The sequence below is a fragment of the Streptomyces sp. NPDC026515 genome, from assembly GCF_055567595.1.
Window position 1 is genome coordinate 228,263 of the sequence record NZ_JBVHQD010000012.1, and the last position, 17,634, is coordinate 245,896.

General features: G+C 72.7%; 15 protein-coding genes and 2 pseudogenes. 8 read left to right on the plus strand and 9 right to left on the minus strand.

The genetic code is table 11. The features are described from left to right. Positions 1-10: 10 nt before the first annotated feature. Complete coding sequence (locus ACZ4O3_RS25980; protein WP_362732014.1) at positions 11-271, minus strand: fibronectin type III-like domain-contianing protein; 261 nt, start codon at positions 269-271, stop codon at positions 11-13. An 82-nt stretch (positions 272-353) separates the two neighbouring features. Further along, positions 354-2,204 carry an RICIN domain-containing protein gene (locus ACZ4O3_RS25985; protein WP_467724486.1) on the minus strand — a complete coding sequence of 617 codons (1,851 nt, stop codon included), beginning with the start codon at positions 2,202-2,204 and terminating at the stop codon, positions 354-356. Between the two features lie 416 nt (positions 2,205-2,620). Here ACZ4O3_RS25985 and ACZ4O3_RS25990 point away from each other — a divergent pair. The 4 genes and pseudogenes from ACZ4O3_RS25990 to ACZ4O3_RS26005 form a co-directional block, all read left to right on the plus strand. Beyond that, positions 2,621-3,508 (plus strand): annotated as a pseudogene (locus ACZ4O3_RS25990) (UTP--glucose-1-phosphate uridylyltransferase). A gap of 336 nt (positions 3,509-3,844) precedes the next feature. After that, on the plus strand, positions 3,845-3,967 hold the full coding sequence (locus ACZ4O3_RS25995) for a hypothetical protein (protein WP_467724488.1): 123 nt from the start codon (positions 3,845-3,847) through the stop codon (positions 3,965-3,967). Between the two features lie 258 nt (positions 3,968-4,225). Beyond that, on the plus strand, positions 4,226-5,074 hold the full coding sequence (locus ACZ4O3_RS26000; protein WP_362729035.1) for an alpha/beta hydrolase: 849 nt from the start codon (positions 4,226-4,228) through the stop codon (positions 5,072-5,074). Between the two features lie 121 nt (positions 5,075-5,195). Then, positions 5,196-5,732 (plus strand): annotated as a pseudogene (locus ACZ4O3_RS26005) (alpha/beta fold hydrolase); the annotation flags it as partial. A 119-nt stretch (positions 5,733-5,851) separates the two neighbouring features. Here the strand turns inward: ACZ4O3_RS26005 and ACZ4O3_RS26010 are convergent. Further along, complete coding sequence (locus ACZ4O3_RS26010) at positions 5,852-6,289, minus strand: DUF4442 domain-containing protein (RefSeq protein ID WP_362729037.1); 438 nt, start codon at positions 6,287-6,289, stop codon at positions 5,852-5,854. Positions 6,290-6,445: 156 nt separating this feature from the next. On the opposite strand from ACZ4O3_RS26010, the gene ACZ4O3_RS26015 reads away from it, so the two are divergent. Further along, a complete protein-coding gene (locus ACZ4O3_RS26015) occupies positions 6,446-7,450 on the plus strand; it encodes a DUF8017 domain-containing protein (protein WP_467724489.1) in 1,005 nt (334 codons plus the stop codon). Positions 7,451-7,519: 69 nt separating this feature from the next. Next, positions 7,520-8,830, plus strand: a complete 1,311-nt coding sequence (locus ACZ4O3_RS26020; RefSeq protein ID WP_467724491.1) for an MFS transporter — start codon at positions 7,520-7,522, stop codon at positions 8,828-8,830. Here the strand turns inward: ACZ4O3_RS26020 and ACZ4O3_RS26025 are convergent. Together ACZ4O3_RS26025 and tuf are read right to left on the minus strand one after the other, a co-directional pair. Beyond that, positions 8,792-9,637: a spermidine synthase gene (locus ACZ4O3_RS26025; RefSeq protein ID WP_467724492.1), complete on the minus strand. Its 846-nt coding sequence runs from the start codon at positions 9,635-9,637 to the stop codon at positions 8,792-8,794. The genes ACZ4O3_RS26020 and ACZ4O3_RS26025 overlap by 39 nt on opposite strands. 46 nt (positions 9,638-9,683) lie before the next feature. Then, positions 9,684-10,862 (minus strand): elongation factor Tu, encoded by a 1,179-nt coding sequence (tuf, locus tag ACZ4O3_RS26030; protein ID WP_467724494.1) that lies wholly within the window; start codon positions 10,860-10,862, stop codon positions 9,684-9,686. Positions 10,863-11,195: 333 nt separating this feature from the next. On the opposite strand from tuf, the gene ACZ4O3_RS26035 reads away from it, so the two are divergent. Next, entirely contained in the window at positions 11,196-11,957 is a 762-nt protein-coding gene (locus ACZ4O3_RS26035; protein ID WP_467724495.1) for a TVP38/TMEM64 family protein, read from the plus strand. A 350-nt stretch (positions 11,958-12,307) separates the two neighbouring features. Here the strand turns inward: ACZ4O3_RS26035 and ACZ4O3_RS26040 are convergent, their stop codons facing one another. The 4 genes from ACZ4O3_RS26040 to ACZ4O3_RS26055 all read right to left on the minus strand — a co-directional run bounded on the left by ACZ4O3_RS26040 (position 12,308) and on the right by ACZ4O3_RS26055 (position 16,468). After that, complete coding sequence (locus ACZ4O3_RS26040) at positions 12,308-13,480, minus strand: thiolase family protein (RefSeq protein ID WP_384997753.1); 1,173 nt, start codon at positions 13,478-13,480, stop codon at positions 12,308-12,310. Between the two features lie 173 nt (positions 13,481-13,653). After that, entirely contained in the window at positions 13,654-14,382 is a 729-nt protein-coding gene (locus ACZ4O3_RS26045) for a cupin domain-containing protein (RefSeq protein ID WP_384997755.1), read from the minus strand. Next, complete coding sequence (locus ACZ4O3_RS26050; RefSeq protein ID WP_467724498.1) at positions 14,376-15,305, minus strand: DUF6807 domain-containing protein; 930 nt, start codon at positions 15,303-15,305, stop codon at positions 14,376-14,378. The genes ACZ4O3_RS26045 and ACZ4O3_RS26050 overlap by 7 nt, the downstream gene beginning before the upstream one ends. Beyond that, positions 15,302-16,468, minus strand: coding sequence for a Gfo/Idh/MocA family protein (locus tag ACZ4O3_RS26055; RefSeq protein WP_467724500.1), 1,167 nt, complete (start codon positions 16,466-16,468; stop codon positions 15,302-15,304). Before ACZ4O3_RS26055 ends, ACZ4O3_RS26050 begins: the two co-directional genes overlap by 4 nt. A 281-nt stretch (positions 16,469-16,749) precedes the next feature. On the opposite strand from ACZ4O3_RS26055, the gene ACZ4O3_RS26060 reads away from it, so the two are divergent. Continuing rightward, the gene (locus ACZ4O3_RS26060; RefSeq protein WP_362730394.1) at positions 16,750-17,625 is read left to right on the plus strand and encodes an undecaprenyl-diphosphate phosphatase; all 876 of its coding nucleotides are present in this window, start codon (positions 16,750-16,752) and stop codon (positions 17,623-17,625) included. Positions 17,626-17,634 lie beyond the last annotated feature (9 nt).

Consider the following 17,634-nt stretch of genomic DNA (forward strand, 5'->3'; position numbering starts at 1 on the left):
TTCAGTGTTCTCAGCCGCTGACCCGGGCGCCGGTGCGCAGCCTCAGATCGCCCGACGGCGCACCCACCCAGACGGTGCGCGTTCCGGTGCCGAGCGTCCAGCGACGGCGGCCGGCGTCCCACGACGACAGGGTGCGCGCGGCGACCCGTACCGTGACGCGGCGCCGCTCCCCCGACCCCAGCACCAGCCGCCGGAATCCGCCCGGCACCCGGACCGCCCGGTCGAGTCGGAGACCGGGCGAGCGCGCGACGTACACCTGCGGCACCGCCACGCCGGGAGGGCCACTTCACACCGTGGCCCTCCTTCGGCCCTCGCGCCGGACCTCCACCGCCCCCGCATGCTGCCGCCACCGGCTAACCGAGCAGGCCCCCCACTCCGCTCACGACACCCGCCACCGTGGCCGGCACGGACCCCAGGACGTCGTCGGCCCTTCCGGCGAGCGTCGCGACGGACTCCGGCTGCCCCTGCGGCCCGGCGGGGACGACCGGGGCGGAACCGTCGTGGGAGCCGACCTGCGCGACCCGGGTGCCGTACGGGTCCCGCGCAGTACCAGGCGTCTGCGGCGGCGCCGCGGGATCCGGCGGGGGCGCGGAATCCTGCGAGTTCCCGTCGTTCTTCGCGTCGTTCTTCCCGTCCCTCTTCGGCCCTGCCGGCGCGGAGTGCGTGACGTCAGGCGTCACCGGTGCGCCGCCGTCGCCAGACGCCAGCTCCCAGCGCTGGTGAAAGGATCCGTCACGTCGGGCCACGGTCGCCTTCGCGCCGTCCGCGGCCAGCGCGAGGTCCTTGTCCCAGCGCAGCAGGAGCTCACCGCGCACCGTCAGGTCGTACGACACCTCGCCCGCGTGCACCAGGCAGCCCGAGACCACGACCGTGTGCGCGCCGGGGTCGGCGGCCAGGCAGAGGCCGGGATCCAGGACACTGCGCAGCATGCCGTCGTCCTGGTACGACCACTGCTGGGACCCGGTGTCCGCACACCTGGCGAGCCGCAGGTCCGCGCCGTCCCGCGGCCGGCCGCCGCGCACGTCCAGGCAGAGCCCGGAGCCGAGGCTGCGCAGTCTGCCGTGGGCGATCTCGACAGGCTCGCCCGCGGAGGCCGGGGACGGGGAGGTGGCGGTGGACGGTTTCCGGCCGGGACCGGACCCGGTGGTGCCGGTGACGGGAGCGCCCCAGGTCGTGGCGCCGGGGTGTGGGACACCGTCGTCGTCGGACCAGCCCTTGGCCACCAGCACGGTGGCGAGCAGCGCGAGGGAGACCAGGCCGGCACCGGCCAGCAGGGCCTTGCGCCGGCCGCCCTCGGACACCGTGCGGTGCCGGCCGCCGGGCACCCCGGCGGACACGGGTCCGGCGCCGGCCGGCCAGGCCTCCGCGGCGTCGCGGCCGGCCCGGGCGTCGAGGTAGCGACGGGCGCCCCAGCCGAGCACGGTCTCGGCGAGCAGCACCTCCAGGCCGCCGTCGAAATGGCTGAGCTGTTCGGCGGCGTGCCGGCAGAACCGGCACACCGTCAGGTGCTCTTGCACATCGGGGAGCAGAGCACCACCGCGACGCATGGGGACGTCGAGGAGCCGGTTGTAGAAACGGCATTCCTTCGAGGGCGCGAGTTCCCGGTGGGCGCCTACCAGGCCGACCCGGAATTGTTCGCGTGCCTGGGCGAGGGCGGCTGTCGCGGTGGGGGCGTCGACACCCAACAGACCAGCGGGTATGTTTATGGGTTCGGCTTCTGCCTCGGTATGCCAGAGGAGGCATTGCGAGGCCGCGGGAAGAGACTGGAAAGCGCGTTCCGCGAGTTGCCGCCTTTCGGGGGTGCCCGGCCTCACGGCGCCGAGTCCGCGGCCGCCGGTGGTTCTGCGCAGTTCCGGTACGACCAGGGAAATGGCTTCGTCTGCGGCCCAGGCGCGGACCGTCTCCCGTACGGCCACGAGGAGCTGCGGCCGCAGGGCGCCGCCGACCGCGCGCCCGGTCAGCCGGCCGAGCACCCGCTCGAAGGCGGCGCTGGCGACCAGTTGGGCGACAGGGGTGGCGGAGGCGAGACAGACCACCGCGTAGTCACAGGTGGCGCGCCAGTGCCGGGTGAGCAGCAGGGCGACGGCATGGTGCTTGGCCGCGGGCGTTTTGGTGAGCTGGTCGATGAGATCCCGGTCGGACTCCCCCGGAGTCGGACCGGGGCGAGGCGGGCAGGGCGGGCGTGGGGGGTAGGGCGATTGCACTGAACCATTTCCTTCCGAGCCGCAGGACGGCATGCGAAATGGCGCCCTGACGGAATGCGGTTGCCTGATTGGTGCGTACCTTTTGGAGCCCATAAGGACCGGACTAACGGCCATGCCGGTCTCTGAACCCTCCCGCGGGGAGGCTCACCTTCGCACACGGGCCTCGCAGGAAACAAGAAGTGGAGGTGACCCGGGTCCAGAGTTCAGTGAATTCAGATGAGTTACCGTCGGTATCGACGAGTGGGTCGGATTCAGCGGCCTCACAGGTTCACCTTGTGCGCGTGAGGGCCCCGATGGCGCACGGAATCTCCAACTCCCTCACATTCGCGCACCGTGGGGCGGAGCACGGCCTTCCACAGCCGCCTCCCACGTTTCTCCGGGCCCGCTCTTCATCCCGGCGGCCCGGCATGTGCCGCATGACCGCCCCCCACGCCTCCACCGCCCCCACGTCCTCCCGGCCGGTTCGCAAGGCCGTCGTACCGGCCGCCGGACTGGGCACCCGGTTCCTGCCCGCCACCAAGGCGACCCCGAAGGAGATGCTGCCGGTCGTCGACAAGCCGGCGATCCAGTACGTCGTCGAGGAGGCCGCCCAGGCCGGGCTCGACGACATCCTCAGGGTCACCGGCCGGCACGAGCGGGCCATCGGGGACCACTTCGACAACGCCTTCGAGCTGGAGGAGGCGCTCGCCGCCAGGGGCGACACCCTACGCCTGGACGCGGTACGCGATCCCGCGCTGCTCGCCGACATCCACCACGTCCGCCAGGGCGACCCGCCCGGCCTCGGCCACGTGGTGCTGCGCACGAAGCACCACGTGGGCGACCAGCCGTTCGCGGTGCTCCTCGGTGACGACCTCATCGACGCGCGCGAGACCCGGTCGACCCGTGACAGGTCCACCTCTACGGCTGCGCCGCCGTCGAGCACACCGGCGAGGAAGGCGTGGTGCGGGTGACCGGCCTGGTGGAGAAGCCGTCCCCCGAGGACGCGCCGAGCACATACGCGGTCATCGGCCGCTACGTCCTCGACCCCGGGGTGTTCGGCCTCCTGGAGCGAACCGGGCCCGGCCGGGGCGGCGAGATCCAGTTGACCGACGCGCTCCAGGAACTCGCGGCGGCCGGCACGGTGCGCGGGGTGGTCTTCGACGGACGACGCTACGACACCGGCGACCAGGCCGACTATCTGCGCACGGTGGTCCGGCTCGCCTGCGAACGGCCGGTTCTGGGGCCCGAGTTCACCGCATGGCTGAGAGTTCGTGGCGGACCTGGCAGCCGAGGAGATCGCACGCCGCTCCGGCCGGGGCGCCTGAGCGAGCCACACGAGAGGGGGGCCGCACCGCCGCCGGGACCGGCCGAAGCGCCGGGCCGGTGCGGACGAGGCCGTGCCGGTGTGCCGGAGCGCCCGGCGCGACGCGATCACGGCGTCGTCGTCCCGCACCCCGCGGGCGGTCGGGGCCGCCTTCGGCAACCCCGGGTCCGGCGAACCGCCCCTCCTCACCGGAGCCCCGGACGACATCCCCCATGACCCGGTCCCGGCGGAGGGCGCCAGCACCCGGTCCTGAAGGAGGGCGCCGCGACCGGTACCGCGGACGGCTTCGCCCAGGCCACGTCCACGGACACGCACACCTCGGCGTCTCGGCCTCGGCGTGCCGGACACCGACCGCGGCCACGGTCCGGCGGCGCACCGCGCCGAGGTCCTCCACCACCTGAGCGGCCGCATCCGCCAGGGCGCCACGGCGACCGGCCCCCGGCTCGTCGAGATCCTGTGACGCCGACCGGCAGCCCTTCGCGACCAGCGCGACCAGCCACCGGGCCGCTGATCCGAGGAAGCCCCGCACCGGCGCTCCGGCGCTCCGGCCGGGCCGTTCCGGGCCCAGGTGCTGACGCGGCGGCATGGGGCTACCGTCATGTGGAGAGCCGGGGACGTGTTCACCGGTGCAGCGGGCTCCCTCTGCCGTCCTGGACCGGTCCTTCCTTCCTGTCGGAACGCGTTCCCTCCGGAGAAGCTGGAACTAGGGAGGCTTCCGATGGCGTCCACCGCATGGCGGCGGAATCTCTCGATGACTCTGACGGCCGTCACGATGGCCGTCACCGGCGTGGCAGCCGCGGCCCCGCCAGGCGGTGCGGCGAGCACCGGGCAGACAGCCGGCCGGCAGACGAAACCCACGATCGTCCTCGTGCACGGCGCATGGGCGGACACGTCGAGCTGGAACGGCGAGGTCACGCTCCTGCGCCGCGCGGGCTACACGGTGCGGGCCATCGGCAACCCGCTGGAGAACCTGACGACCGACGCGCAGACGGTCAAGGACTTCCTCAAGACCATCAAGGGCCCGATCGTCCTGGCCGGGCACTCCTACGGTGGATCGGTGATCACCAACGCCGCACAGGGAGTCGCCAACGTCAAGGCACTCGTCTACGTCGACGCCGCCGCGCCGGCGGTCGGGGAGACCACGGCGCAGCTCAGCGGTCCGACGTCCGTCCTGACCAAGGGATCGCCGTCCGACCTGTACGACGCCGTGCCCTACGCGAACGCACCGTCCAAGGCGTCCGCGCTGTACCTCAAGGAGAACGTGTTCGTCACGAAGTTCGCGAACAGTGTGCCGCACGACCAGGCGGTCGGCCTGTGGGCCACCCAGCGTGCCGCGACCACGGTGGCCTTCAAGACCCCCTCCAAGTACCAGGCGTGGAAGACGATCCCCTCCTGGTACTTCATCAGCACCGGCGACCAGATCATCACCCCCAGCTCGGAGAAGATGATGGCGCGCCGCGCGAAGGCCAACGTGACCGTCTACAACGGCGGTTCGCACCTCACGCTCGTGTCGGACCCGGCGGCCGTGACGAAAGTGATCCAGTCGGCGGCCTCGTCCGTGCGATGAGGCGGCGGGCGACCGACGCGTCTCGGAACCGGCGGCGGGCCTTCGGCCGCGGAATCCGCACCTGCCCGGGACCGTCCGGTCCGTTCGATCCCGCCGGTCAGGCCGGCCTCGCGTAAGGACAGGCCGTTCGAGCCAGACCGCCACCTGTCAGGACACGGACACCTACGCGGCCGACGTGGTCGAGCCACGGGCGGCGGCGAGGTCGCCCGCTACGTCGCGCGGGCCGAGCCGGGGCGGGTGGCCAAGGGCATCCTCGTCCCGGCCGTCCCGCCGGTCATGATCGAGAAGGAGAGCGACCCCGAGGGCCTGCCCGTCGAGGGGTCCGTCGGGTTCCGCGCCGCGCCGGCCGCCAACCGCGCCCAGTTCTGCATCGACGTGCCGTCGGGGCCGTTCTACGGCTTCGACCCGCCCGGGGTCGAGAAGTCGCAGGCCCTGATCGACCGCTGGTGGCTCCGGGGCATGACCGGCGCCGCCAACGCGCACTACGAGTGCGTCAAGACCTTCTCCGAGACCGACTTCACCGAGGACCTCAAGAGGATCGAGGTCCCGGTGCTCGTCACGCACGGCACGGGCGGCTCAAGAGCCACGACGGCTACCCCACGGCATGCTGTCGGCACACCCGGAGGTCCTCAACCCGGACATCCTCGCCTTCATCGAGGAGCAGCCCGCGGTACGGCGGCGCGGAATCCGCAGGCAGGCCGGCCCCTTCGGCGCTGCCGAAGCCGCTCGGACGGCGGCGTCGACGGCGGGCCTGCCTGCCGCTCGGCCCGGTCCTGCTCAGCCGTTCAGGCGGAGCGTCCAGATCACCGTCATCTCGCCGGTGACCGCGCCGTCCTCGCGGGTGAGAGTGACGGCGACCGGGAACTCGGGGCGCTTGCCCGCGTCGAGTTCGGCGACGACGTCGGCGATCGGGCGGCCCAGGGTCGCGGACGCCCTGACCGGGCCCAGAGCCACCTTCTTGTACGCGATCTCGGCGCGGACGGCGAGCGGCACGGCGCGGGAGAGCTGGTCGCCGAAGGCGGCGAGGACGATCGCGCCGCTCGCCGACTCGGCGAGGGTGAACATCGCGCCCGCGTGCGGTCCGCCGATGTGGTTGTGGAAGTCACCCTGGTCCGGCAGGGACAGCACGGCCCGCTCCGGAGTGGTCTCCAGGTACTCCAGGTTGAGGGTCCGCACCATCGGGACCGTGGCGGCGAGCATCTCGCCGATCGACATCTGGTCAGTGCTCATGACGGCAATGTTACTCATGGGTAGCAGAGTCTGAACAGTGCCGGTGCGCAGATCACAGTCCTCCCGGCGGCGGCCCGCGGGCCCGGCGTGCGCGGGTACCAGGGATGTAGGACGTCCCGGGCGGCACTAGGGTTACGGGCCATGTGGCCAGAACAGCAGCCGCCAGGGGGCGAGCAGAACCCGCGGAACAACCCGTACCAGCAACCGGGTTACCAGCAGCCGAATCCGTACCAGCAACCCGGCTACCAGCAGTATCCGCCGCCGGGCGGGTACGGGCAGCAGCCGCCGTGGGGTCAGCCGGGACAGGCCGGCGGGCCACGGCCACCGCAGGGCGGGGGCGGCGGCAACCGGACGAAGCTGGTCGCGATCATCGCGGCCACGGCCGTCGTGGTGGCGGCCGGGGTGACCGGGTTCCTGGTGCTCGGGGGCAAGAAGGACGACAAGGCGGACAACGGCAAGGACCAGCGGACGTCCCCGTCGCCGGCCCCGTCGCCGACCGTCTCCGCCTCCGCCTCGGCGGACGACGACCCGCGCGGTGACGAGACCGAGAAGCCGACGGTCGCGGGCTGGAAGACCGTGGTCAACCCGAAGTGGGGCACGGCCTTCGACGTGCCGGCCGACTGGGAGGTGCTCACCCCCGGTACGTCCATCGGCTTCGAGGACAAGGACGGCAAGCCGATCATCACCATGTCGGGGGCCGCCCAGTACAAGTCGAAGTGGTGCACGAGCGACGACGACAAGGACGGCAGGACCGAGGACACCTCCCTCGCGGGGGTCGGCACCAAGGGCGAGAGCGGCGCGAAGAGCGGCGGCGACGCGGCCGTCCGGGAAGTCCCCTGGTGGGTGTACGGCGGCTACACGCAACCGGACAAGAAGAGCCTCGGCTACGACGAGAAGGCCACCGCCTACACCACCGCGTCCGGCCTCAAGGGCGCCTACGCCTGGGCTCGTTCGGCGAACACCCCGCAGAAGGGCAAGTGCGCGAGCGACGGCAAGGCGATCACGTTCGGCTTCGAGAACTCGGCCGGCGACCTGGTGTCCTGGGACTTCTACGGCGCCAGGGGCGTCAAGGGCGAGGTCCCCACGGAGACGATCATGAAGATCCTCAGCACGGTCCGGCTGCACGGCACACCGACCGCGAACTGACCTGGTCAGAGGGCCGGCCGACCGCTTATCGGTTTGGCAGGCCGGACGGTCGGCGGGGATAGTCAGGCGGTGACCTCCACCTCCGACGCCCCCGCCTTCCCCGCCGGCCCGCGCAGACCCGGCTGGGCGGGCCGCAACTACAGTCTGCTGACCGCGGCGGCGGTCGTGACGAGCCTCGGCGCGGGCGGCTCGCTGATCGCCGCCGCCTTCGCGGTCCTGGACGCGGGCGGCGACGGCGGGGACGTCGGCCTGGTGGCCGCCGCCCGGACCCTTCCGCTGGTGCTCTTCCTGCTCATCGGCGGCGCGGTGGCGGACCGGTTCCCCCGCCACCGGGTGATGGTCGCGGCCAACGCCCTCAACTTCCTCTCCCAGGGCGCCTTCGCCGTCCTGGTGCTCGCCGGCGACCCCCGTCTGTGGCAGATGATGCTGCTCACGGCGCTGGGCGGCACCGGCCAGGCCTTCTTCAGCCCGGCGGCCGAGGGCATGCTGATGTCCTCGGTGAGCGGGGAGCAGGCGGGCCGCGCCTTCGCCGCTTTCCGGATCGCGATGCAGGGCGCGGCCCTGGGCGGGGCGGCCCTCGGCGGTGCGCTGGTGGCCGCGGTGGGCCCGGGCTGGGTTCTGGCGGTGGACGCGGCCGCGTTCGCCGTAGCCGCGGCGCTGCGGTCGTTCCTCGACGTCAGCCACATCCCGCCGCGTGCCCCCGGGGAGGGGCTGCTGGCCGACCTCCGGGAGGGCTGGCGGGAGGTCAAGGGGCGCCCCTGGCTGTGGGGCATCGTCGTCCAGTTCTCGATCGTGAACGCGGTGGTCGGTGCGGCCGACGCGGTCTACGGGCCGCTCGTCGCCCGCGACAGCCTGGGCGGATCCGGCCCGTGGGGGCTGGCGCTGGGCGCCTTCGGCGCGGGCACGGTGGCCGGCGCCCTGCTGATGACCCGGTGGAAGCCCCGCCGGCCGCTGTTCGCCGGCACTCTCTGCATCTTCCCGCTGGCCCTGCCCTCGGCGGCGCTGGCGGTGCCCGTCCCGGTGGGGATCCTCTACGGGGTGATGTTCGTCTCCGGGACCATGGTCGAGGTCTTCGGCGTCTCCTGGATGACCGTGCTGCACCAGGAGATCCCCGAGGACAAGCTGTCCCGGGTCTCGGCGTACGACTGGTTCGGCTCCGTCTCCCTGCTGCCGCTGGCGACCGCGCTGGCGGGCCCGGCGGAGGACGCCTTCGGCCGGAGTCCGGCGCTGTGGGGGTGCTCCGGCCTGATCGTCGCCGTCACCGCCGCGGTGCTGCTGGTGCCGGACGTCCGCCGTCTCACCCGCCGCACGGTCTCCGTCACCGCCCGGCCGGTGCCGGCGTCATCCGATGCCGAACGCGCCGCCGGGGGGCTCGGGTGACGGCACCGCGTCCGCGTCGCCGACCGGTGCGGCACCGCCGATGAACCGCCGCAGCGCGGGCCCGTGTTCGACGCGCGCCGGAAAGGCGTCGGCGGCCGTGCGCCGGGCCGGCCCTGTCATGTCGACGGGCCGGCGCGAGGCGATGAGCACCGCGTTCCCGAACCGCCGCCCGCGCAGCACCCCCGGCTCCGCGATGACCGCCAGCTCCTCGAACACGGCGGCGAACGTGGCGAGTTGGGAACGCAGGAAGTCGAAGGGCGCGGAGTCCGCGAGGTTGGCCAGGTAGACGCCGTCCTCGCGCAGCACCCGCCGGGCCTCCCGCGCGTAGCCCAGCGAGGTCAGATGCGCGGGGATCCGGGACCCCCCGAAGACGTCGGAGATCAGCACGTCGGCCGAGTCACCGGGAGCGCCCTGCAGCCAGCCCCGGGCGTCGGCGGCGTGCAGGGCGATCCCGGCGTGGTCGGGCAGCGGCAGCTGCTCGGTGACCAGGTCGAGCAGCCCCCGGTCGGCGTCCACGACGTCCTGCCGGGACCCGGGCCGGGTCGCCGCCACGTACCGGGGCAGGGTGAGGGCGCCCCCGCCGAGATGCAGCACGTCCAGGGGCGCCCCGGTCTCCGCCACGGCATCCAGCACGAACCCGAGCCGCCGGGTGTACTCGAACTCCAGATGCGTCGGTTCGTCGAGATCGACGTACGACTGGGGCGCCCCGTCGACGGTCAGCAGCCACGCCCGTTCCCGGTCGACGTCGGGCATGAGCTTGGCGGTGCCGTGATCGGTGACCCGGACGACGGGTATGGCTTCGTTCACCCCTCCATTGTGCGGTGCCCGTGCCCGCCCGGGGGCGCTCGTGACCTCACTCCACCGAGGTCACGGTCCCCGCCCCCACCGTCCTGCCGCCCTCGCGGATGGCGAACCCGAGTCCGGCCTCCAGCGGGACCTCCCGCCCCAGCTCCACCGTCATCTCCACCGTGTCGCCGGGCCGGGCGACCGCCGCCTCACCGAGGTCGACGTCCCCGACCACGTCCGCCGTGCGGATGTAGAACTGCGGGCGGTACCCCGTAGAGACAGGGGTCGTACGGCCCCCTTCGCGCCCCGAGAGCACGTACACCCTTGCCGAGAACCGCCGCGCCGGCACCACACTCCCCGGCGCCGCCACCACGTGCCCGCGTCGCACCGCGTCCCGCGCAACGCCGCGCAGCAGCAGCGCCACGTTGTCGCCGGCCTGCGCCTCGTCCATCGGCTTCCCGAAGGTCTCCAGGCCGGTGACGACGGTCTCGACGTCCGCGCCGAGGACCTCGATCCGGTCGCCGACCCGTACGGTCCCCCGCTCCACGGCACCGGTCACGACGGTTCCGCGCCCGGTGATGGTGAGCACGTTCTCCACCGGCAGCAGGAACGGCGCGTCCAGATACCGCTCGGGCGTCGGCACGTACGTGTCCACCGCGTCGAGCAGCGCCTCGATGGACGCCGTCCACCGCGGGTCCCCCTCCAGGGCCTTGAGCCCGGAGACCCGTACGACGGGCACGGAGTCGCCGCCGTACCCCTGCGCGGTGAGGAGTTCACGGACCTCCAGCTCGACGAGGTCGGTGAGCTCCTCGTCGCCCGCGTCGGCCTTGTTGAGCGCGACCACGATGTGGTCGACGCCCACCTGACGCGCGAGCAGCACGTGTTCGGCGGTCTGCGGCATGATCCCGTCGAGCGCGGAGACCACCAGGATCGCGCCGTCCAACTGGGCGGCACCGGTGACCATGTTCTTGACGTAGTCGGCATGGCCCGGCATGTCCACGTGCGCGTAATGCCGGGTGTCGGTCTCGTACTCGACGTGCGCGATGTTGATGGTGATGCCGCGGGCGGCCTCCTCCGGGGCCCGGTCGATGCGGTCGAACGAAACGTATTGGGTGGTGCTGCCGCTGCCGCGCTCGGCGAGGACCTTGGTGATGGCGGCGGTCAGGGTCGTCTTGCCGTGGTCGACGTGACCCATCGTGCCGATGTTGAGATGCGGTTTGGTGCGGACGTATGCCGTCTTGGGCATGGCTCTACCTCGAAGCCTGAACTGCGGTGGAGCGTCTCGTCAGCGCGGGACGCGGGGACCCCCAAGGACCGCCGACCCTCCCCCTGCGGGGTCCGCCGGACGTTCCGGGGAGGGTCAGCTTCGGGCGCCGTCCGCAGCGGCCGCCACAACGGGCACGGCAGCCTTCGGCGCATCCGCGGCTGCGGATGCTGCGAGGAGGAAGGCGTACCGGAACATGACGCAGATCATTGCCGATGCGTCGCCGCACGTCGAACGGTTTTCCGTGGTGCCGGTTTCGCCCGATGGACAGGGACCGTACGGCGATCACACATCTGCTTCGGCTACTGTCACCGAATGCTCGATGCCAACCGCTCTGGCACCGCCACGGCCGATCCCCCGGCCGCCGCCAAGGAGCTGACCATTGCCGTGTCCGGTCCGGTGAGCTTTGCCGCCCGCTGCACAAGAGTTCTGCTGTCGCCGTGGTCCCGGCTGGCCCTGCTCGTCGCCCTGCTGGCGGCGGCCGGGTCGTCGGTACTGCTCTTCGAGCCGCAGAAGCTGCTGACGCAGGGCTGGCCGCCCCAGGTCGAGGGCACCACCGCGGTGGTGGTCTTCGCCGTGGTGTACGGCCTGATCACGGTGGCGTTCGTGCCGCGGCCGTTCCTGAACCTCGCGGCCGGCGCGCTGTTCGGCTCGGCGCTGGGCATGGGCGCGGCCATGGCGGGCACCCTGCTCGGGGCCTGGATCTCCTTCGCGCTCGGCCGCCTCCTCGGCCAGGACGCGCTGCGCCCGCTGCTGCGCGGCCGGCTGCTGAACGCGGCGGACAACCAGTTCAGCAAGCACGGCTTCCGCTCGATGCTGGCGGTACGGCTGTTCCCCGGCGTCCCCTTCTGGGCCGCGAACTACGCGGCGTCCGTCTCCCGGATGCGCTACGCGCCGTTCCTGCTGGCGACGGGGCTGGGCTCGATCCCGAACGTCGCCGCGTACGTGGTGGCCGGCGCCCGGGCCTCGACCCCGACGTCCCCGGTCTTCCTGATCTCGGTGGCCGCGATCGTGGTCCCGGCCCTGGCGGGCGCGGTGGTGGCCTGGCGCAAGCGCCACCACCTACGCGCCGGATAGGCCGCGCCCCGAAAGGGGCGCGGGGGCGCGGCAACGGCGCGACGAGCCACGACGAGGCCGCACTCGCGAGACGGCGCGGTACCCGTCCCGGAAGGCGCCCGGCCCCAGGGCCTGTCCGGCGGATCACGCCGCGGGCACGGGGCCCGTCACGCCCTTCCGCGAGGAGGACCCCAAAGGGGGACCCCAGCGGGGTTGTCGTCGGCTCTCGACGTCCCCCAGCCGGCCGGAAGGTGCCCCCACCGCGCTGCCGCCCTCCTCCGCCTTGCAGCCGGCCGCACCAGACCCCGCGCACCGGCGCTGACGAGGCACAGTCGACTTCCCCCGGCCTGATCCGCCGGACAGGACCGGCCCTACCGCAGCGCCTCGAGAATCATCGCGTTCGCCAGCCCGCCCGCCTCGCACATGGTCTGCAGCCCGAAGCGAGCGCCGCGCTCCCGCATCGCGTGCACCAGTGTGGTGGTCAGCCGGGTCCCGCTGGCCCCCAGCGGATGCCCCAGCGCGATCGCCCCGCCGTGCACGTTGACCTTGGCCAGATCCGCCCCGGTCTCCTGCTGCCAGGCGAGCACCACGCTGGAGAACGCCTCGTTCACCTCGAAGAGGTCGATGTCGCCGAGGCCCAGCCCGGCCTTGCGCAGCACCTTCTCGGTGGCCGGGATCACGCCGGTCAGCATCAGCAGCGGATCGGAGCCGGTCACGGCGAACGCGTGCAGGCGGGCCAGCGGCCGCAGCCCGAGCCGCTCGGCGGTCTCGGCGGCCATGATCAGCACGGCGGAGGCACCGTCGTTGACCGGGCTGGCGTTGCCCGCCGTGACACTCCAGTCGATCTGCGGGAACCGCTCGGCGAACCCGGGGTCGTAGTAGGCGGGCTTGAGTCCGGCGAGGACCTCGGCGGTGGTGCCGGGCCGCACGGACTCGTCCCGGCCGACGCCCTCCAGCCCCGCCACCTCGGCGTCGAACAGCCCCGCGTCCCAGGCGGCCGCCGCCTTGAGGTGCGAGGAGACGGCGAACGCGTCCATCTCCGCCCGGCTGATCGACCACTTCGCCGCGATGAGCTCGGCGCTGATGCCCTGCGGAACCAGGCCCTCCGGGTAGCGGGCGGCGACTCCGGGACCGAAGGGGTCCTTGCCGGGCGGCACGTTGGACCACATCGGCACCCGGCTCATCGACTCGACACCGCAGGCCACGACGGCGTCGTAGGCCCCGGACATGACCCCCTGCGCCGCGAAGTGCACGGCCTGCTGGGAGGAGCCGCACTGACGGTCGACGGTGGTGGCGGGGACGGTCTCCGGGAAGCCCGCCGAGAGCACGGCGTACCGGGTGGTGTTCATGGCCTGCTCACCCACCTGGTCGACGGTGCCGCCGATCACGTCGTCGATCAGGGCGGGGTCGACACCGGAGCGCTCGACCAGCGTGCGCAGGGTGTGGGCGAGGAGTTCGACGGGGTGGACGTGCGCCAGGGACCCGTTCGGCTTGCCCTTCCCGACGGGGGTGCGTACGGCCTCGACAATGACTGCGTCACGCATCTGGGGACCTCGATTGCCAGTCTTCGATTACCGGTGAGTAGGAAATCCGAACTCACCATAACCCCGTGAGTAGGAAAATCCAACCGTCCAGGAAGCGGCGCCGCCGTCCGGGCGCGCACACGCCGCAGGGCGCGGACGGTCCGGAGACCGTCCGCGCCCTGCGGCCCTGCGTCCTACTGACCCTGCCGGTACACGTCCAGCCGGCCGCACATCCCGAACCGTCCCTCCTCATAGGGCTGTTCGGCGTGCACGACGGCGTCGGCAAGGTGGCCGGCATCGCCCCGTTCGAGGCGGTCGAGCTGCTCCCCGGTGGCCGCGGCGGCGGCCCGGGCACCGCGCTCCCAGCGGGCGCGCCACTCGGCGAGCCGGGGCCGTACGAGGGCGGCGGCGGCCCGGTGGAAGGCGGCCAGCGGCTCCGGGCCGGTGGCCTCGCGCAGCGCCCGGTAGCCCTCCAGGGCCAGATCACGGCGGGCACGGGCGATCCGCTCCCGCTCGGCTTCCGGCGCGTCCGCGGGAACGGTGGTCACCGAGGCGTAGGTCTCCGGGTCGGCCAGACAGCGCGGCGGCAGCGTCAGCACCGCGTCCCCGGCCTCCGGGAGGCCGCCGTTCTGCATCAGCACGGTGATGCGCAGGTCGCCCTCGTTGACGAGGCGGTGCACGGTGCCCGGCGTGAACCAGGCGACGGTGCCGGGGGTGAGAGGCGTGACCAGGTACCCGGAGGTGGTGAGCGTCTGCACCGCGCCCCGGCCGCCGGTGACCACGTACCCCTCCGAACAGGCCAGGTGCACGTGCGGGGTTCCGCCGCGCACCCCGTCGGCTGCCGGCCAGTCGTACACGCACAGACGCGAGACCGCGACCCCGCCCGGCAGTCCCGCGAACCCGGTTTCCCCGCCGCTCACCATGGATGCGCCTCCAGGTACCCGGCGATGTCCGCACGTTCCCGGGCGCCGTTCGCGATCACGACCCGGTAGCGGCGCCTGAGGGTGTCCCCCGGGGCCAGTTCGAGTTCGTCGTGGAAGGCCCAGGAGGGGGCGATGCCGGCGAACGGGTCGTTGCGCACGAACCAGTGCGCCGGGTGGGTGCCGTCCGCACCCGACTGGTCGTTCTCCGGGGCGTGTTCGAAGACGACGGTGGCATGGCCGTCGGTGCCGTCGTGCTCGCCGGACAGCGCCAGCCAGGACGACTGGGAGCCCATCAGCTTTGGGCCCTCGCCCTCGGGGCCGATGATGCGGCCGCCCCGGAAGGCCCGCGGGCCGCGCCAGAACAGGCCGGTGTAGCCCGCCTGTTCGCGTCCCGCGGTGGTCGGGCTGCCGAACCGGAGCGGCTCGTCACGGACGTTGGTGACGGCACTGGACCAGGTGAGCGCCCAGACACCGGACGTGGGGTCGACGTGGGGGACCTCGATGCGCCGCCGCTCCTCGGCCCACAGCGTCCCCTCGTACGGGTGCCAGGTCAGCCGCTCCGCGACGACCAGCCGGCCGTCCGCCGAGGACAGCTCGTCGAAACCGGCGTGCCGCATCGATCCGACCCGCTCCGGCAGGACGAGGTAGCCCTCGCCGTGGACATAGGAGTTGCCGCCCCACAGGTTGGCGCCGGACAGGTGCGAGGCGGTCAGCGAGAGGCCCTTGTGCCAACGGTGGTCGTTGGGCCGGTAGTCGGTGACGACGTCCCCGGCGAGCGTGCGGATCGGGTGCAGATAGGGCTTGGGCGCCTCCCAGGCCGCCTCGGGCCGGTAGACGTAGGCGAAGAGCTGCACCCCGCTGACCGGCTCGGTCACGGCGATCCGGTCGCCGTGGGTGTGCGTGATCCGCAGTTCGCCGCTCACGCGGACTCCTCCTCGCGCTCGCCCGGCGCCCAGCCCGGGGCGTCCCCGTGCAGGGCCGTGTAATAGGGATCACCGGGACCGATCTCGCCCGCACGTACGGTGGTGCCGGTGAACGCCGACCTGTAGAGCGCGGTGATCAGCTCCAGGCTGGTGCGCCCGTCCGCGCCGCTGCTGCGCGGCCGCTCCCCGGCGCGCATGGCGCCGACCAGCTCGCGCAGCTGGGCGAGGTGCGAGCTGGGCACGTCCGGCCCGAAGTCCCGCCAGGCCGCGGCCTCCTCGGCGGGGACGCCCGGAGCCGCAGTGATGCGCCAGTCCGCGTTGGAGTGGCCGTAGAGGTGGGTCAGTTCGACGGTGGCGCGCTCGCAGTCGATGCGGATCCGGCTGACCTCGTCCGGGCTGAGCACGCTGTTGACGACGGTCGCCAGAGCGCCGTTCGCGAACCGGACCAGGGCGGTGGAGACGTCCTCGGTCTCCACGTCGTGCACCAGCCGGGCGGCCATGCCCCGCACCTCGCTCCAGGGCCCCAGCAGGTCGAGGAGCAGGTCCATCTGGTGGATGCCGTGGCCCATCGCCGGACCGCCGCCCTCGGTCGCCCAGCGGCCCCGCCAGGGCACGGCGTAGTAAGCGGTGTCCCGGTACCAGGTGGTCTGGCAGTGGGCGACCAGCGGACGGCCCAGCGCCCCCTGCGCCAGCAGCCGGCGCACATGGGTGGCGGCGGAGCCGAACCGGTGCTGGAAGACGATCGAGGCGTACGGGCCGCCGTCGGCACCCTCCGCCGCCTCGATCGCGTCGAAGTCGGCGAGTGACGGCACCGGCGGCTTCTCGCACCACACCCAGGCACCCGCCCGCAGCGCGGCCACCGTCTGGTCCCGGTGCAGGGTCGGCGGGGTGCCGATGGTGACCAGGTCGGGCCGCTGCTCGGCGAGCATCCGGTCCAGGTCGGTGTAGGCGTGCGGGATGCCGGCCTCGGCGCGGAAGGCCTCGACGGCCATGGCATCGATGTCAACGGCGGCGACGACCTCGGTCTCGCCCTCCGCGGCCAGCTGGGCGAGCGCGGGCAGGTGCGAGCCGCGTCCGATGGCACCGGCGCCGACGACGGCGGCCCGGATACGGCGACCGGCGAAGGGGGCTCCAGGAAGGGGGGCATGGGGCGTGCGGGGCATGGACGTGATCAGCACTCCTCGGGGTGGGACCGGCGATGGGCGCGAACCGTCGCCCGACGTGCGCCGCACCCGCACCCCGATGTGCAGGAGCAAGCGCTTTCTCCTGGGGAAACGTAAGCGTCGGTGCCCGGGCCGGTCAACACCCCGTCGCCCCTGTCCACCCGCCGAACCCCTGTGTCCACGCTGTCGTCGCCGCCCGCTACGCTGCCGTTGCACACGGATGATCACGCGCGCCCGCGCGCCCGCCAGCCGCTCTCTCACCCCTGGGACGCCGTACCTTCATGTCTTGGTTTGAATCGCTGATCCTCGGACTCGTCCAGGGGCTGACCGAGTTCCTGCCCGTCTCCTCCAGTGCGCATCTGCGGCTGACCGCGGCCTTCTCCGGCTGGAAGGACCCGGGCGCGGCCTTCACGGCGATCACCCAGATCGGCACGGAGACCGCGGTCCTCATCTATTTCCGCAAGGACATCGGGCGAATCGTCTCGGCCTGGTTCAGGTCGCTGTTCGACAAGACGATGCGACGCGACCACGACGCCAAGATGGGCTGGCTGGTGATCGTCGGCTCGATTCCGATAGGCCTGCTGGGTGTGACGCTCAAGGACCAGATCGAGGGCCCGTTCCGCGACCTGCGGATCACCGCGACCATGCTCATCGTCGTGGGCATCGTCATCGGCGTCGCCGACCGGCTGGCCGCCCGTGACGAGACGGGTGGCCGGCACCGGGCACCGAAGCAGCGCAAGACGCTGGAGAACCTGAGCGTGAAGGACGGCCTGGTCTACGGACTCTGCCAGGCCTGCGCCCTGATCCCCGGCGTCTCCCGTTCCGGCGCCACCATCAGCGGCGGCCTGTTCATGGGGTACCGGCGCGAGGCGGCGGCCCGCTACTCCTTCCTGCTCGCCATCCCGGCGGTGCTGGCCTCCGGCGCCTTCGAGGTCAAGGACTCGGTGAGCGAGGGCCATGTGGCCTGGGGGCCGACCCTGTTCGCCACCGTGATCGCGTTCGCCTCCGGATACGCGGTCATCGCGTGGTTCATGAAGTGGATCTCCAACAAGAGCTTCATGCCGTTCGTCTGGTACCGCATCGCCCTCGGGGTCGTGATCATCGCCCTGGTCTCGGCGGACGTGCTGAGCCCGCACGCGGCGGAGTCGGCGGGCTAGGGCGGCCCC

Bases quoted from the DNA above. Each gene is read 5' to 3' on its own strand.
- ACZ4O3_RS26000 (WP_362729035.1), top strand. From the start codon at position 4,226: ATGGCGTCCACCGCATGGCGGCGGAATCTCTCGATGACTCTGACGGCC.
- ACZ4O3_RS26055 (WP_467724500.1), bottom strand. From the start codon at position 16,468: ATGCCCCGCACGCCCCATGCCCCCCTTCCTGGAGCCCCCTTCGCCGGT.
- ACZ4O3_RS26045 (WP_384997755.1), bottom strand. From the start codon at position 14,382: ATGGTGAGCGGCGGGGAAACCGGGTTCGCGGGACTGCCGGGCGGGGTC.
- ACZ4O3_RS26010 (WP_362729037.1), bottom strand. From the start codon at position 6,289: ATGTCGATCGGCGAGATGCTCGCCGCCACGGTCCCGATGGTGCGGACC.
- tuf (WP_467724494.1), bottom strand. From the start codon at position 10,862: ATGCCCAAGACGGCATACGTCCGCACCAAACCGCATCTCAACATCGGC.
- ACZ4O3_RS26040 (WP_384997753.1), bottom strand. From the start codon at position 13,480: ATGCGTGACGCAGTCATTGTCGAGGCCGTACGCACCCCCGTCGGGAAG.
- ACZ4O3_RS26015 (WP_467724489.1), top strand. From the start codon at position 6,446: ATGTGGCCAGAACAGCAGCCGCCAGGGGGCGAGCAGAACCCGCGGAAC.
- ACZ4O3_RS26060 (WP_362730394.1), top strand. From the start codon at position 16,750: ATGTCTTGGTTTGAATCGCTGATCCTCGGACTCGTCCAGGGGCTGACC.
- ACZ4O3_RS26035 (WP_467724495.1), top strand. From the start codon at position 11,196: ATGCTCGATGCCAACCGCTCTGGCACCGCCACGGCCGATCCCCCGGCC.